The sequence below is a fragment of the Bacillus sp. SYZHCR11 genome (genome assembly GCF_057196865.1).
Window position 1 is genome coordinate 199,459 of record NZ_JBXUND010000005.1, and the last position, 16,468, is coordinate 215,926.

17 protein-coding genes are annotated in these 16,468 nt (G+C 40.6%); 12 read left to right on the forward strand and 5 right to left on the reverse strand.

All coding sequences use genetic code 11. The features are described from left to right. Positions 1-4: 4 nt before the first annotated feature. A complete protein-coding gene (locus tag AC2CGA_RS17660) occupies positions 5-838 on the reverse strand; it encodes a mechanosensitive ion channel family protein (RefSeq protein ID WP_043866918.1) in 834 nt (277 codons plus the stop codon). Positions 839-844: 6 nt separating this feature from the next. Next, positions 845-1,966 carry a radical SAM/CxCxxxxC motif protein YfkAB gene (gene yfkAB / locus AC2CGA_RS17665; RefSeq protein WP_060658281.1) on the reverse strand — a complete coding sequence of 374 codons (1,122 nt, stop codon included), beginning with the start codon at positions 1,964-1,966 and terminating at the stop codon, positions 845-847. A gap of 145 nt (positions 1,967-2,111) precedes the next feature. On the opposite strand from yfkAB, the gene AC2CGA_RS17670 reads away from it, so the two are divergent. Both AC2CGA_RS17670 and pdaA read left to right on the forward strand, forming a co-directional pair. Next, positions 2,112-2,297: an SE1561 family protein gene (locus AC2CGA_RS17670; protein WP_003155558.1), complete on the forward strand. Its 186-nt coding sequence runs from the start codon at positions 2,112-2,114 to the stop codon at positions 2,295-2,297. Positions 2,298-2,397: 100 nt separating this feature from the next. Beyond that, complete coding sequence (gene pdaA / locus AC2CGA_RS17675) at positions 2,398-3,189, forward strand: delta-lactam-biosynthetic de-N-acetylase (protein ID WP_003155556.1); 792 nt, start codon at positions 2,398-2,400, stop codon at positions 3,187-3,189. A 34-nt stretch (positions 3,190-3,223) separates the two neighbouring features. On the opposite strand, the gene AC2CGA_RS17680 is transcribed toward pdaA, so the two are convergent. From AC2CGA_RS17680 to corA, 3 genes are all read right to left on the reverse strand, one after another. Continuing rightward, the gene (locus AC2CGA_RS17680) at positions 3,224-4,084 is read right to left on the reverse strand and encodes an NAD(P)-dependent oxidoreductase (RefSeq protein WP_014304626.1); all 861 of its coding nucleotides are present in this window, start codon (positions 4,082-4,084) and stop codon (positions 3,224-3,226) included. A gap of 50 nt (positions 4,085-4,134) precedes the next feature. Next, positions 4,135-4,782, reverse strand: a complete 648-nt coding sequence (locus tag AC2CGA_RS17685) for a hypothetical protein (RefSeq protein ID WP_041481845.1) — start codon at positions 4,780-4,782, stop codon at positions 4,135-4,137. A gap of 63 nt (positions 4,783-4,845) precedes the next feature. Then, positions 4,846-5,805, reverse strand: a complete 960-nt coding sequence (gene corA, locus AC2CGA_RS17690) for a magnesium/cobalt transporter CorA (protein WP_003155549.1) — start codon at positions 5,803-5,805, stop codon at positions 4,846-4,848. Positions 5,806-5,911: 106 nt separating this feature from the next. Here corA and AC2CGA_RS17695 point away from each other — a divergent pair, with 106 nt between their 5' ends. The 10 genes from AC2CGA_RS17695 to AC2CGA_RS17740 all read left to right on the forward strand — a co-directional run bounded on the left by AC2CGA_RS17695 (position 5,912) and on the right by AC2CGA_RS17740 (position 16,462). Then, entirely contained in the window at positions 5,912-6,775 is an 864-nt protein-coding gene (locus AC2CGA_RS17695; RefSeq protein ID WP_015388539.1) for a DNA-3-methyladenine glycosylase family protein, read from the forward strand. Between the two features lie 145 nt (positions 6,776-6,920). Continuing rightward, entirely contained in the window at positions 6,921-8,321 is a 1,401-nt protein-coding gene (rlmD, locus tag AC2CGA_RS17700) for a 23S rRNA (uracil(1939)-C(5))-methyltransferase RlmD (RefSeq protein ID WP_015388538.1), read from the forward strand. A 715-nt stretch (positions 8,322-9,036) separates the two neighbouring features. Further along, positions 9,037-9,195 (forward strand): LxmA leader domain family RiPP, encoded by a 159-nt coding sequence (locus AC2CGA_RS17705; RefSeq protein WP_198408421.1) that lies wholly within the window; start codon positions 9,037-9,039, stop codon positions 9,193-9,195. A gap of 105 nt (positions 9,196-9,300) precedes the next feature. Then, positions 9,301-10,416: a serine hydrolase gene (locus AC2CGA_RS17710; RefSeq protein ID WP_014304630.1), complete on the forward strand. Its 1,116-nt coding sequence runs from the start codon at positions 9,301-9,303 to the stop codon at positions 10,414-10,416. 3 nt (positions 10,417-10,419) lie between these two features. Beyond that, positions 10,420-11,388, forward strand: a complete 969-nt coding sequence (locus AC2CGA_RS17715; RefSeq protein WP_014304631.1) for a phosphotransferase — start codon at positions 10,420-10,422, stop codon at positions 11,386-11,388. A 28-nt stretch (positions 11,389-11,416) separates the two neighbouring features. Further along, on the forward strand, positions 11,417-12,304 hold the full coding sequence (locus AC2CGA_RS17720; RefSeq protein ID WP_014304632.1) for a T3SS effector HopA1 family protein: 888 nt from the start codon (positions 11,417-11,419) through the stop codon (positions 12,302-12,304). 697 nt (positions 12,305-13,001) lie between these two features. Further along, complete coding sequence (locus AC2CGA_RS17725; RefSeq protein WP_014304633.1) at positions 13,002-13,904, forward strand: ABC transporter ATP-binding protein; 903 nt, start codon at positions 13,002-13,004, stop codon at positions 13,902-13,904. Between the two features lie 53 nt (positions 13,905-13,957). Continuing rightward, positions 13,958-14,665: a hypothetical protein gene (locus AC2CGA_RS17730; protein WP_014304634.1), complete on the forward strand. Its 708-nt coding sequence runs from the start codon at positions 13,958-13,960 to the stop codon at positions 14,663-14,665. A gap of 55 nt (positions 14,666-14,720) precedes the next feature. Continuing rightward, positions 14,721-15,650 (forward strand): ABC transporter ATP-binding protein, encoded by a 930-nt coding sequence (locus tag AC2CGA_RS17735; protein ID WP_014304635.1) that lies wholly within the window; start codon positions 14,721-14,723, stop codon positions 15,648-15,650. Next, positions 15,647-16,462 (forward strand): ABC transporter permease subunit, encoded by an 816-nt coding sequence (locus tag AC2CGA_RS17740; RefSeq protein WP_014304636.1) that lies wholly within the window; start codon positions 15,647-15,649, stop codon positions 16,460-16,462. The genes AC2CGA_RS17735 and AC2CGA_RS17740 overlap by 4 nt, the downstream gene beginning before the upstream one ends. Positions 16,463-16,468 lie beyond the last annotated feature (6 nt).

A 16,468-nucleotide genomic window follows, 5' to 3' on the forward strand; every position in this document is an offset into this window, starting at 1 on the left:
GGAATCAGCTTTTTTGTGTGTGATACATTTCCTCAAGCAATTGCACATTGTTGTTGTACAGCTCCCGGGCAAGAACGCGTCTCACCGCAAGGCTTGCCGAGAAGTATTCTTTATCTTGAACCATGCCTTTGACGGTAAATTCTATGCCTCTCGTCAATTTGTTCAGGCTCATGATTCCATGCACTTGAAACGGCTCCGCCGCATTAAGAAATTCATCCCGCTTCAGTGAATCGCGAAGCTCATCATTGAGCATGTCGCAGGCTTTTTCTAAGACGGCATATACCCGCTCGGGATCTTCCTTGTAACTGATCACGACGGACTCGGTAATCCGCATAAAATCAATATTATAGTTTTGAAGCTGTCTGACCTCACCGTTTGAAATGGTAAGCAGCTTGCCGGTCCACTCACGGATCTGGAGGGAACGGAGCCCGATTTCTTCGACTGTGCCGTTGAACAGATTGTTAATTGTCACGTAATCGCCTTTATGAAGCTGGCGTTCGTATATCAAAAAGACACCGGCCAATATGTCCTTGATTAACGACTGGGCGCCGAAACCGATGACGATACCGGCAACACCCGCCCCGGCTAAAATTCGGCCGAAATCATGAACGAATAACGAAATGACGTAAAAGATAAAACCGATCGTCGCCGTATACTGGGTGATGGATCGGACGAGGCTTTCAATCGTTTTCCCTTTCCGTTCCTCCAAGAAATCTATGCGTTTAAATAACACCTGGACAAAGCGGTTGATCAGAAAAACACCGGCGTAAAGCACGAGAGCGACGATGATGATCTCAACCACTTTGCTTTTCAAAATGTCCGTAATTGTCGTTTCCATCTTCTGTTAACCTCTGGCTTTTCGTAATGAAAAATCCGTGTCCTGATAATAACTGTTTTTGACAAGGACGTTCGGTCCGAGGCACCGGACGTTTGTGCAGCGGCAGTTCAGCTCTTTGCTCAGCTTCGTCTGTCTCCACTTGTCATATGCATCGGGAAGGCTGTCTGTTTTAATATTGCCGAGCGGCGGTGTATCGCCGAAATCCGTGACAATGATATTTCCGTCAAAAATGTTGACATTCAGGCGGGAGCGGCCGTCAGGGTCGTTTCGCACCGTAACGTTTTTCGCTTCCCGCAGGCGGCGGAGGAGCTTCTGGTCTTCTTCATCAGGGCTGCATGCGTAAAACGGGAGCGTGCCGAACAGCATCCATGTCTCTTCATCGCGAATGTCGAGCAGATGATGAATGGCCTGTCTCATGTCCTTCAGGCTGAGTGATTCAAGCGCGCTGGCGAAATCACTCGGATACATCGGATGGACTTCGTGCCGCTGGCATTTCATTTCTTCCGTAATCTGCCGGTGAATATGTTCAATATGCGGCAGCGTCCGCTTGTTCAGCATCGTTTCCGCTGAAACCATTACGCCTGCTTTGACCAGCGTGCGGCTGTTTTCAATCATTTTGTCAAAATAGCGCGCCCGCTGTTCAAATGTCGGTTTCTTCTCCATCATCGCAAATCCGATGTCGGCAAAGTCCTCGACCGTTCCCCAGTTGTGGGAAATGTGAAGAACGTCCAAATAAGGAATAATCCGTTCGTAGCGCCCGATATCAAGCGTCAGGTTTGAATTGATCTGTGTGCGCACGCCTCGTTCATGCGCATATTTCAAAAGCGGGACGACGTATTCCTTTACCGATTTCAGCGAAAGCATCGGTTCGCCGCCCGTAATGCTGATAGAGCGCAACAGAGGAATTTCATCAAGCCGCTTTAATAAAAGGTCGATCGGCAGCGCATCCGGGTCTTTCGGCTGGAGCGTGTACCCGACGGCGCAGTGCTCGCATCTCATATTGCACAAAGTCGTCGTTGTGAATTCAACGTTCGTCAGTTTCATATCTCCATACTGGTCGACATCCATGTACGCTTCCCAAGGATCGTACTCCGGTGTGATCGGACGCAGTGCTGTGTTTTGTGTCATGACTATCTAACTCCTTTATAAATGGGCATACTAACGTCTGCCAACTGTTAATTTTAGACCTGATCTGCCAAGATCGCAAGTAGCGGAACCATTGAAAAACGCCAAAAAATACGCTACCATTATAAAAAATGAATGGAGTGGAAGTATGGGGAATGCAGTAAACAGCAAAGATCAGCAGCTCGATTACCTGAAGAACAGACTCGATATGTTTATGAATGTCATTGATTCATTAGACCCTGAATCAACGGATGTTGAAGATATAGACCGGCTCATCGGCATGCTTGATGATCTGGAAGCAAAATACGAACGCTTTAAAAAAGATTGGGAATAACCCCCGGCGGATGCCGGGGGTTTTCTTTTTCCATAATGCGGCTGTATAAAAGGGCAGGGCCTACTGCAAAATAAGGAAAAATGCAGAAGGAGTGCTGGTCATGAAATGGTTTTGTTCAATTTGCTGCATGGCCGTTTTACTTGCAGGAGGCATCAACAGCGCAGAAGCGGTGCCGAATGAACGGATAAACTGGGGATTTAAACGCAGCGTCAATCATCAGCCGCCCGATGCCGGCAGACAGCTGGACAATCTGGTCAAAAAATATGATGCCTTTTATTTGGGCAATACGAAAGAAAAGACCATCTATTTAACGTTTGATAACGGATATGAAAATGGGTACACCCCGAAAGTGCTTGATGTGTTAAAAAAACATCACGTCACGGGCACTTTTTTTGTCACGGGTCATTTTGTGAAAGAGCAGCCTGATTTGATTAAACGGATGTCAAAGGAAGGCCATATCATCGGCAATCATTCTTTTCATCATCCTGATCTGACGACAAAAACGGGCGATCAGATTCAAGACGAACTCGATTCCGTCACGGAAGCTGTGTACAACATTACCGGAAAGCGGGACAACCTGTATCTCCGTCCGCCGCGCGGCGTATTCAGCGAATATGTCCTCAAAGAAACGAAGCGTCTCGGCTACCAAACGGTTTTCTGGTCCGTCGCATTTGTCGACTGGAAGGTTAACGAGCAAAAAGGAAAACAATACGCCTATGATCACATGATAAAGCAGGCGCATCCCGGCGCGATCTACCTTCTTCACACCGTTTCAAAGGACAATTCAGAAGCTCTGGACGATGCCATTACCGATTTGAAAAAAGAAGGCTACACGTTTAAAAGCATTGATGACCTGATGTTTGAGAAAGAAATGAAGCTGCCGCGCCTGTAGAAAACACCTCTCCTGGTAATGGAGAGGTGTTTTGTTATTTGATACATTTAATCAATGCCGCCCAATCCAAATCTCCGAAGCCTTGTGCGATCCCGCTTTCAAAATGGCTCTTCGCCAGTTCGGCAAGAGGGAGTTTTGCGGAAACCTGTTCAGCGGCGGCGAGCGCCAGATTGGTATCCTTGAGCCCTAAAGACATTTTGAAGCCGGCCGGCTCAAATTTCTCCTCAGCCATGATCGTGCCGTAATTTTGATAGACGGGAGAGCCAAAGAGCGCGTTGGCGATTTCTAGAAATTGTTTTTGTTCTAAACCGAACTTATCCATCATTAAGAATGATTCAGATAACGCCTCCAGCATAGAAACGAGCAAGAAATTGACGCTGATTTTCGCGGCATTGGCCGTTTTTGTTTCTTCACCCGTATCAAATACTTGCTGACTCAGGATGTTAAACAGCGGTTCGGCCTTTTTCTTCGCTTCTGCCGGTCCGGCTGTGATGATGCGAAGCTCGGCCTTCTCAGCGGCATCGGGGCGGCCGAGGACGGGAGCGGCAATAAAGGACTGCCCTCTGCCCGAATGTGCGGCGGAAAGCTGTTCTGACAGCGCCGTACTGATCGTGCTCATTGAAATATGAATGCCGTTTTCAGATAACCCGGCAATAATGCCGCAAGCTCCGAACGTCACGCCTGTTACAGCTTCATCGTCTGACAGCATTGAAAGCACAATGTCCGCATGTTCAGCTGCCTGGCGGGGCGTTTCGGCATATTCGGCCCCTTTATCCAGCAGGTCAGCCGCTTTTTCTTTCGTCCGGTTATATACAGTCAGGCTGTATCCGGCTTTCATGATATTTTCGGCGATGGGGCGGCCCATATTGCCGAGTCCGACAATGGCAATCTTCATTTGACAGTCCCTCCAATGAAAAGTTTTCCACCATTATACATGCAAAATGGTTAATCTGCTGTGTACAGGATTGCCACTTTCAGTTCCGGTTCTGAAGACCATCCGGAGTCTGATGCGGCTGTCCCCTTATAAAATCCGGTAAATCGGGTTTTGATGATTGTTTTTGAACGGGGTTTTACAGTGAATGTTTTTGATTTGAATGTGACGTCCTTTATGTTTTCTGATAAATCCGGCGTGACAGAAATGGTTTGTTCCCCTTTTCCGTAATGATTGATATAAAGCGTGCAGCTCATGCCCGCTCTTTTTCGCTCAATCAGATGACTGCATTCGCTGCGGTGCTTCAAATATTCGACAGACTCTTTTTCGGGCGCGAACTGTTTTAAGGAAAAAGCGGCATATTCGGTGGCAGGACTGATACCGGAAGCGGCCCCCATACTGAGAAAGATCAGAAACAGCCCCGCCGCGGGAAGCGTCCGCCTGAACGCGGCGGCACACCAGATTAACGCCGCAAAGTAAAGGACGACCCCGGGAATGACGGAGATATGGGCTCCGTCTTCAGACCAGGAAGAAAAGCCGAGCGACTCAAAGATGTAATCAGACACCGTACAGCCGTTATACAGCGGGGCAATGGACATAACACTGAATAGCAGGAGGACAGAAGAAATGATTTTATGAGAAAGGATGGTAACGGCGCACACCTCTTTACGTTTTTTTCCAGACTATCATGTTTTCTCAAAAAAAAGAACAGCCGGCAGCCGTTCTTACTTGAAAATATTAAACCAGCCTTTGCGGGCGAACCAAAACAGCATGGCGGCGACAAGAACGGCCATGACGCCCAAAACGATAAAATACCCGTATTTCCAATGAAGCTCAGGCATGTTATCGAAATTCATGCCGTAAACCCCCGCGATGAACGTCAGCGGGATAAAAATGGTCGAGACGATGGTTAATGTCATCATAATGGCGTTCATCCGGTTTGAATTCAGCGTCACATAGCTGTCCCGCAAATCTGACGTCATATCACGGTTTGACTCGATCAGCTCGGCCAGTTTTAACAGATGGTCATAAATATCGCTGAAATACGCCTTCGTTTCACGGCTTTCTTTTACATGGTCAAGGCTCAAAATCCGGTACATTAAATCGCGCATCGGAATGATCGTCCGTCTCAGATTCAAAAGATCAGTCCGCAATTCAAACACTTCATTCATTAAAGTGCCGTAAGATTTATGTGTTCTGCTGTCTTCAATTTCATTCAGCCGGTCTTCAATTTTGTACAGCACGGGGAAATATTCATCGACAAGCTGATCCATAATCATATAAGTGATGTGCCCCGGCCCTTTTTTGGCTAATCCCGGAGAAGCGAAAAACCGTTCTCTCACCCTTGAGACGCCGGGGGATTCGTGCAAATGGAAGCTGACGATGAAACGGTCGGACTGAAAAATGTCCACCTCTTCCATTTCCAGTGTGTCCGGGTTCAAGGCGTGGAGCACATAAAAACGGTAGCCGTCATAATGGTCGATTTTCGGCCGCTGCATGTGCTGAAAGCAATCCTCGATCGCAAGCGGATGAAAGTGAAAATAATCCCGCAGCAGCTCGGTTTCATGCATCTCAGCGCCGAAAAAATCGATCCAGTACCATGCGATGTCCGGTTGTTCTGTACGTGATAGGGGGATATTATCTAATATCTCATTATGTGTTGTGATTGCGGTTATATGTATCATAAACAACCCTCCGCCTGCCATTATATCATGCGGCGTTATGAAGAAAAGTATACGAATTGCCGCCCGCCCGCTTCATGATATACTTGGACAAAAAGGGGTGGAGCATATGTGGAAGGAAACGGTTTCGGTCACGCCGCCGTATCATTTTGATAAAGTCCTTGAGAGGCTGTCGCTCGATCCGCTGAATGCGGTCGATCTTCATGCAAGATCAATCAAAGTGCCGCTCAGAACACGGGACGGCAAACTGTCCGTCATCACGGTTCAAGCGGAAGGCACCGCCGCAGACCCGGTCTTCCTCGTCAGCGGAGAAACGGACCGCGAGGAGATGATTGAACGGATCAAACACATTTTTCAATGGGAACAGCCGCTTCAGCCTGTGCTTGATCATTTCTCAAAAACAAATCTGTCGGCGCTTTTTGAGGAGCATGCGGGAACCCCGCTCGTCTTGGAATATGACGTCTACAACTGTCTCATGAAATGCATCATCCACCAGCAGCTCAACCTGTCTTTCGCATTTACCTTAACGGAACGGTTCGTCCATGCCTTCGGCGAACAAAAAGACGGCGTCTGGTGCTATCCCGAGCCGAAAACGATCGCGGCGCTTGAGTATCAGGAATTGCGGGAGCTCCAGTTCAGCATGAGAAAAGCGGAATATGCGATTGACATTTCACGCATGATTGCAGACGGAGCGCTCAATCTGGCGGAACTTACCCATTTATCGGATGAAGACATTATGAAAAAGCTGATCACCATCAGAGGCATCGGCCCGTGGACCGTCCAAAACGTCCTCATGTTCGGCCTTGGCCGCCCGAATCTGTTTCCTTTGGCGGATATCGGCCTGCAAAATGCCATCAAACGCCGCTTCGCCCTTGAGGATAAACCGTCAAAAGACGTGATGCTTCAGGTAAGCAGCGAATGGGCGCCGTATTTAAGCTATGCGTCCTTGTATTTGTGGAGAAGTATTGAATGAAAAACCGCTTTGATCATTTTTTGGAAACTTCCAGTGAAAAACATGAAGGAACCGCCGGCTGCATGTTATACTGAAAAAATGTGATATTTCAAATCAGCCGCTTTCCCAGGAGAAAGGCTTTATATAGAAACGGAGAGAAAAAAACGTGAATCAACATCAAAAAAAGGCGCCTACCGAATTGAAAATCGGGCAGACATTTCCGCTGACCATCAAACGTCTCGGCATTAACGGAGAGGGCGTCGGCTATTTTAAGAAAAAAGTTGTCTTCGTTCCCGGCGCTCTGCCCGGGGAAGAAGTCGTTGCCGAAGCGACAAATGTGCAGCCGAAATTTTCAGAAGCACGCGTCAAAAAAATCCGCAAGCCGTCTGAACACCGCGTCACGCCGCCATGCCCGGTCTACGACCAGTGCGGCGGCTGTCAGCTTCAGCATCTGGCATACACCCAGCAGCTTCGCGAAAAACGCGACATCGTCATTCAGTCTCTGGAACGTCATACGAGATTCAATGTCGAAGAAATGAACATTAAAGATACGATCGGAATGGACAACCCTTGGAATTACCGGAACAAAAGCCAGTTCCAAGTCGGACGCTCGCAAAGCGGCAGCATCATTGCCGGCTTATACGGACTTGATTCCCATAAAATCGTCCCGATTAAGGAATGCATTGTCCAGCATCCGGCGACAAACAAAACAACGGGTATCGTCCGCCGTATTTTGGAAAAACACAACATATCCGTTTATAACGAACGGACCAAAAAAGGCGATGTCCGCACCATCGTGACGAGAGTCGGTTTTGAAACAGGCGAAGTGCAGGTCGTGCTTGTCACCGCGAAAGAGACACTGCCGAATAAAGACGAGATCGTCAAAGCCATTCAGAACCGGCTGCCGGAAGTGAAATCGATTATTCAAAACGTCAATGGCGCGCGCACATCCGTCATTTTCGGTGACAAAACAAAAGCGCTGGCAGGAAGCCATGCCATTCAAGAAGTGCTCGGTGACGTGTCATTTGAACTGAGCGCCCGCGCCTTCTTCCAGCTCAACCCTGAGCAGACGGTCAAGCTGTATGACGAAGTGAAACAAGCGGCTCAGCTGACAGGAAAAGAAAAAGTCGTAGACGCGTATTGCGGCGTCGGTACGATCGGCATGTGGGTTTCAAGCGGAGCAAAAGAGATCCGCGGCATGGACGTCATTAAAGAATCAATTGATGATGCGAAGAAAAACGCCAAAAAACACGGCATCAAAAACGCGGCATATGTCACGGGAACAGCCGAACACTGGCTCCCGAAATGGACGAAAGAAGGCTTCCGTCCCGACGTGGTCATCGTCGACCCGCCGCGAACGGGCTGTGACAGAACATTTTTAGATACCATCAAAAAAGTAAAACCGAAACGCTTCGTCTACGTATCCTGCAATCCTTCCACACTGGCGAAAGACTTGCAGGCGCTGTCGAAAGACTATCGCGTCGAATATATTCAGCCTGTTGATATGTTTCCGCAGACGGCCCATGTGGAAGCTGTGGCGAAGCTTGTGTTGAAATCGTCTAACTAAAAAGAACATTTCCCAGTCATAAAATAGTTTACCTATTAAGTCCTGGATTTCGGTAAAATAAACAATACCGATTTCCGGGTCTTTTTCATGTGCAGACCTTGTCCTGACTGTCTTTTCTCGAAGATCATTATTTTAACTGATGAAAAGATTTGGAAAAACGTGAGATAAGCGAATGAAAACAGCTAATTTTGAACAGAAAAAGTATGAAAATGGGGGTTCGGGAGGAAAAGTCTAATATATGTTAAAAAGAATTTATGTTTGCTGCAGTTTATTTGTAACTCCATCTTACAACTCTTTGTCTCTCTGACACTTTCTCGTTCTCTCAGCTAAAAAGACGGAGCCAAAGTTGTGTAAGGATGGGAAAAGGATGAACGAAGCTTTTTCTCAAAACCAATATTATTTCGAAGACTGGATCTAAATAGAGCCGGTCTTTTTTATTTTAGAGGATCCAAGCCTGTCCTAATAAGGTTTTTTCGGTTTCCTGGTACCTTTTCAGTATTATGACTCTCAAGAACCGTAGGATTCCCTCTTTGAAACTTTAATATAATTTTATGGAAATTCGCTTGTCTTTTTCCACAAACTATATTATAGTAAAAATGTCACTGCCTCATTATTACTTAAATGTTATTTTTTGTTTTTAATGATATGAATCTTTTCCACCAATTTTATCTTAAACTGATCTTTTTTTCAAATAATTTATGAGGTGATAATCATTATGAAAAATTTAATTTCAGGCTATACTGCTTATACTTCTCCAGTAGAAGTTCAAAAAAGTGCTAACGAAGAAAATCAACTAGGTAATGTTGGTACTTCGCTCTCTCTGTCTGTCTCAGTTTCATACTCTGTATCATGGAGTTGGTCCGTTAGTTTTTAATTTCTTAGTTAAAATGATAAAGAGAGTGTTAATCAAACCTATAATTCATTAATAGAATCATAGGTTAAACACTACATACATTTTAGTAAATGAGGCGGTGATCATATGAATGAGTATAGTATTTATAAGAAATTTCTATATTTGTTAAATGATAAAAAGGATTGTGTGTATCAGGATGCAGCGAAACTGGTATCTCCAATAAAAAAAGAAACTGAAATAAGAGCTTTGTCGGACATTATTAAAGGCCTGAAATTAGGTTCAGTACGATACACTTATGACGACAAGAATAATGTAATAAAAATATCTGATCAACAGATATGCGGTGAAATAAAGTTAAAAACTGATTCCGATGGATTTCTGGATAAAATGTTGATTATTCCTCATACACCAGATATTTCAAATGTTAAATCTCTTAAGGATGCTTTCCTGAAATTAGATGCTTCATTTAAAATAATATTTTCTCATAATGGGGAAAAGGAGTCCTTTGTAAATGGAGAGCAGAAAAACTTTGCAATTTCTTCTTTGGTGAAGATTGCTATAACAAATGCAGTTTATGAAGCTGTAAATGAAAAAGTAATAGATTTAGATTCAAAAATAGAAATATTCTCCGAGGACTTAAGTGTCCTTACTGCAGGATTATCAGAAAAAGATGTAGGAAAACATTACAGCATAAAGGAATTATTATCATTAATGCTGCTTGTCTCAGACAATAGTGCAATGGATATTTTACTGAGAGTCATTGGAAAAGACAGAATTAGGAACTCTTTAAAAAATATAGCCTCTGAAAATCATATAACACTCTCCAATCTTAATATCAACCCTACAAAAGAAATCTTTGGAGATGCATGGTGCTACGATCATTCACCGGAATCCACATGGAGGGATAGGGCTCTTAAAAATGTAGCTTGGGTAAAAGGTCTTGATTACTTTATCCCTTTAGAAATGATAGTGATACTAGTTAATAAAATTATCAAAAACGACTGGGTGCCTTGGGATGAACTAAAGCAAACACCTGTCATAATATATAAAGGTGGTTCAGCTCCGGGAGTATTATCAGCATTGTGGTCAACTCGTCATATTGAAGAAGGGGAATTATCTTTAGTTTTTTCACTGAATAGGACATATCCTTTAACAATAATTGAAGAACTATACATATTTGAATGCGCTAATAAACTTCTTACGAACATTGGAATGCTTAATATATCAGAAATGAGGGTGTGAGAGATGGAACTAATAGGAAGTGGACGTAATGTATCATATAAAGAGATTCATAATAATAAGTATTTTTTTAAAAAAAAATTACTTGGACAAAAAGAGGATGTTTTCAGAAGGTACAATAACCTACTAAAATGGGATAGAGTGCTAGAAGGGGCGATTGATGTTAATTCATTAAGAATAACAAATTCAGATTCAAATGATTTTACCCTTCAGTACGAGTGGATTGAAAATGCTGAATCATTACAAGGTCTGCTTTCCGAAGCAGTTGATAACATGGATGAGTTAGTAAATAAAGCAGCCGTTATATTGGCGAAAATACATTTGCTTCCTGATGAAAAGAATGGAAGTGAAATTCATAGACAAAACTGGTACAGACCTGTTTTAGCTTTAGAGATAGAAGAATATGCGAACTGCACAGGAGCAGAATTAGAGCTTTTTTCACTTCTCCAACATGATGATGAATTGCTTAATGCTTTATTTAATCATTACAATGACAAAGAAAATATGATGGGGATGTGTCACGGGGATATACGGTTAGATCAATTTCTGTATGATGGTGAGAAAGTATGGATAATAGATTTTGAAGAATTTCATTACGGTGATATATTAAGAGATTTAGCAGGACTCATAGGTTGTATTTTCTTTGAGGCATTATTGAAAACATTTTCTTCAAGTATACAGGATTCTTCTGAGCCGAAAGAGATTGATAAAGATTTTGTCGAAAGAGGTAAAACTTATTTAGACAACTGTGAATCCGTTATGCATTCTGCTTTTAAGGCTTATCAAGACACAGTTAGCTACAAAGTAGATAAAAAAAGGCTGGTAATTAATATAGGCTGGTTTGTGATAGAGCGTATTATGAGCAGAGCGAAATTTTCATTTCGTTTATCGGCTATGGATAAAGCAATATTAGGAGTTGGCAGACAGGCTATTCTGTATCCGGAATACATGCAAGATCTTTTTGATACTAAGTGATCTGATTTAAAAGATAGAGGTGAATAAGATGAAAACCGATACAAATACGATTAATGAATTATATAATTTAATCTCCCTTAAGCCTGATCTGGATACTATTATAATTAAGGGCGAAAAGTATTCTGAAGTACTTAAGAAACCCAAAAGTCAACTTGTTCAATGGTTATATTGTACATTGCATACTGGTAATTTATCATTGATGGATAACATAGAAAGATATCACAGTTCTAACTTAGATGATATGATTTCTAACAGTGTGAAAGATCCTACATTGTTAGTTCCTGCGAAAGATGTTAAAATAAAGGAAGTCTCTTTAGTTGAAGTGGATGCGGTTAGAATAAATAGTAAACTTAATTCTGAGGGTACTGTATGTTTGCCATGTTTTCGTCCTAACTTAACTCCCGGTTTCTTTATGTTTGTACATACTAAGTCTGGGCGGCACGGCCAGTCTGTTAAACGTCACTATATAGCTGCTGATCATCCGAATTATGCCATTTCGGTTTGGAGTAAATCAATAACAAAATTAGTAAAAGAAAAATTAAGTTTTTCAGGGAAGATTTTATCAAACACATCAAGTTACCCAAGAAATGATGCTATTGTTTTTTATAGCAGTGAGGATTCTGATAAGGTTGAAAAAATATTAACCGATATAGTTGTTGAACATCCAAATAAAGAAATGCCAGGTTCCCTGCTTTACAAAAAGATTGCTTATAATTTATACACAGCTGAAGAACCAATTGTTAAAAACGGCGTACAGCAAAGTTTCGGTGAGAATAGATGCAGTGCAATCGCTGATGCAATTCAAGACCATTTTGTCACAAATGTAGATTTTAAATTACTTTTAAAGCAAAGGTTAAAAGCATATCACATTGATCCGGAAGACTTGTCAAAAAACATTCTTTATTCCAATTCTTGATAATCGATTGTTGACAAACTCACCTTTGAGATATCATATATTTGCGACCTTTATTGAAGTTTGATTTTTAAAGCATGTGTCGGCTCTATTAACATTTGAGTAACTTCTAAGTTATTTGTTCTTGAAAAAGCCCCGGCCAGGGGCTGTTTAACAATTTGGGCTTTACACCTGCCGCATAGCTATCATACAAATGCCTTGGAAGTTATTTCAGAACACAACTAGCTATATTCAAAAACGTATGATTCCAAAGGTGGAAATAGTATTTCTATCAAGATTGCTTATAGGTAGGTTTAAAGTATAACCAATATACTTTAATTAATATTACATTAAAAGAGAAATATATATCTTAAGTGTAGCTGCAACTTATGTCGTTAAAATGTTATAACAATCGGTTTATATATCATAGGCGTCCCTTTTTCTTGATACAGTGTTTACCCCAAGGGCTAAGAGTTATGAAGTGCACCCCATTTGCTGAGGTTAATGGATATTATTTGTCAAAGGAAGTTGGATATGGAAGTAAAAATAATTATACCTATCATAGTGCTGATTCTAATCTACTTTTATTTTTGTTTTAGTGATTTAATTAAAATTAACAAGACGAATTTATTCTCTAAATGGGTTTGGGCGATTATTTGTTGTATATCAATTCCATTAGGGGGGGTCATATACTTTATTTGGGGACGCGGAGGTTTAGGAAATGAAAACAGATGAAATTATAAAAATTGAGAACTTGACTGTTTCTTTTGGCGATTTTACCGCATTAAATAATATTTCCTGCTCCATAAATGAAAATTCGGGAGTAGTAGGCTTAATAGGGCCCAATGGTGCGGGTAAAACAACATTAATAAACACTATTCTAGGACAAGTGAAAATTTCAAATGGGAATGTCTTTTGTGATCATAACGACATTGCTTACTGCCCTGATATGCCTTCATTTGAACCATATCTAACTGCTGAAGAAGTTTTAGAACAATCATTGAGGCTTAAACGCAAAAATATTAAAAAGAATAGTGAAAATATTGACACTATATTAAGTTCTGTTGGATTAAAAGACGCTAAAAACAGATTTGTCGGATCATTTTCTAGAGGGATGAAACAACGACTTGGTATTGCTTCTGCAATTATACTAGAACCTAAATTAATTTTCTTAGATGAACCAACAAGTGCTTTGGATCCGTTTGGAAAAGCAGATATACTTTCTTTAATCTCTAATATTGCTCAAAGCTTTACAATAGTTATTTCGAGCCATTCATTAAATGATATAGAGAAGATTGCTGATACACTCTTAGTGCTTAATAAAGGAAATTTATTGTTTAGCGGCAAGTTAATAGATTTTTTAAGTGAAGGCAGTTTGTATGCAGAGGTTGAGATTAAAGATTCCACTTCATTAGATTATGTTCTAAGTTATTTTAGAGATAATGGAGTAGATGTGTTTACAGAGTCACAGAATCCAAGAGTTATAAAGTTCCCGAAAGAGTATTTCTCGTCTGTACTGTCTATATCAGCTAACATATCACAATACATACAATCATGCAGCAATAAAAAAATGAGTTTGGATGATGCTTTTTCAAATTTGGTACGGTCATTTAAAATATCTTAGGAGTGATTTTAATTTTTAGGATTGAATTTCTACATTGGCTAAGAAGTAAAAGAATGTTGGTATTAATAGGTGTATTTATATTCTCAGCTCTAACCTCTCCATTGTTTACATACTATGCAGGCGATATTATTGGTAATTTAAGTGGATCTAATGATGCTAAATTGATATTGCCAGACCCGCATTGGCATGAATTAATTGCTTCTTATTTTAAAAATTCCTCCCAACTGGTTATGTTAATTTGTGCTTATCTGGTTGCCGATATGTGTGCGTTCGGTAAAGATAAATCTTTACAGCATTTTTATAAAAGCCGTGGTGAAAATGCCTGGATAGTGTTTTGGCCTAAAGTACTAGTAAGTGTAGCAATTACTTTTATTGGCACGGTAGTTGGGAGTATTTTTGCTTCATATGAAACCTGGGTCTTCTTTGATGATTTGGATTTTGAAAACCTTATTGCTGCATTTGCACTTCAAATATTTGGGTTTTTACTCTTCGTAATTGTTAGTGCCACAATTTCAATATGGCTTAATTCACCATTTGTATCAGCATTAATAGTAACAATGATTGTTTTCATATCCAGTTTTTTGAAGGGTGTTCATCAATTTAACAATTGGTCCCCGACTACTTTTCTCTCACCAACGGATGTTTTAAAAAATGGAATTGAGTTCGATGCGTTTGGTTATTCAATGATCATTAGTATTTTAACACTTATAATTTGTCTAGTATTCATCTATATAAGACCACTTAGATATAAGAATAGATAAATAATGAAATCAAAATAATTGCTTACTTGAGAAGATCGATAGGAGTGCAAATTTAATGATAGCAGAAGTGATTAACTTAAGTAAAAAGATGAATGATCGTGAAATTATTAAAGACTTATCTTTTAATGTAGAAACGGGACATACTTTTGCAATTCTAGGTCCTAATGGTGCTGGTAAAACTACTACAGTACGTTTACTTACCGGCCTGTTATCTCCCACGAACGGAACAGTTAAGTTGTTTAATGAACCCCTTACCCAGAAGAATAGTGCAGCATTGAGAAATAGGATTGGTGTTCAAAGTGATGGTAATTTATATGAAAACCTTACTCTTGTTGAAAACTTAAATATTTGGGGAAAGTTTTATGGCATGAGCGCAAATGATAGAAAGAGAAGGATTAAAGAATTACTTAAGGTTTTTGAGTTAACGGATCGTTCCAGATCTAAGTTAGGTACTTTTAGTAAAGGGATGAAACAGAAGGCAGCTTTGGCTCGAGCTATGCTGCATAAACCTGAACTATTAATACTGGATGAACCCACTTCAGGACTTGATCCAGTGACGTCTGAAAATCTAACAGACCATCTTCGAGAGATGGTTAAAAATGATGGTACATCAATAATAATATGTACTCATCAATTACAAGGGTTAGAAGAATTAGCAGATGATATTGGTATTATTCAAGATGGGTGTTTTAAAACATCAGGATCTGTAGAAGACGTGTTAAAGGAAGAATGGCCTTATTTCGAATTTGATATTAAATCTTCGCCCATCGAGAAAACAATCAGCACAAGCAAGACATTTGGTAAAGCAGAGCAGAGACATAATAATGGCCAAACATATGTCCGTGTACGTTTGAATCGAGCAGATGATATCGCTTTATTAATCAGGCAATTGATTTTAGAAGATATTAAAGTATATTCAGTTGCAGAAGTGCAGCATACAATTAAGGAATTATATTTTAATAAGATAGGTGAATTGCAGTCATGATTAGAAATCGTAACGTAACCAATTTAATCAATAAGGACTTATTAGAAATCAAGAATGATAAGGCAGCAATAGCTTCCCTTTTGGTTGTTCCATTTATATTCAGTGTAATATTACCATTAGTTGTCCTTTTGGGCGGCACAAGTAGTATACCTACCACTTCTATAGGCGGAATAAGCGTATTTCTTGAAAGGTTGCCAAAAGAAATGGTGCTTCAGCAAGGGTTAAATCAGGAAAAATCAGCTGCATATGCGGTATTAATGTATTTTTTCAAACCTTTATTTCTCTTGATTCCAGTTATCATTTCGACAGTCATAGCTAGTTCAAGTTTTGTTGGCGAAAAAGAAAACAAAACTGTTGAAGGTTTATTATATACACCTTTAACTAATAAAGAACTAATGCTTGGAAAGATTCTTGCCTCTGCTATACCTTCCATGATTATTACATGGTTATCAATGATTGTATATGGAGTTATTTTAGATACGTTTGGTTTTTATGTCTTTGGTGAAATGATATTTCCTGATATAAACTGGTTAATTATTGGGCTCATCTTAGATCCATTAATAGTCTTTTTAGCTATTTCACTAATCATTACAGTTTCTCAACGTGTAAAGACAAGTAAATCGGCACAATCTGTTTCCGTAGTTATGGCATTACCTATTATGGGTCTTATTATATCTCAAGCAGCAGGTGCCATGCTATTTGGTATTAAAATTTCATTATTATTGTCATTAGTGTTAATAATAATTGACATTGTCGTATTCCTTATTATTTCCAAAAGATTTAATAGAGAGAAGTTTATTATGAGAATATAAAACATT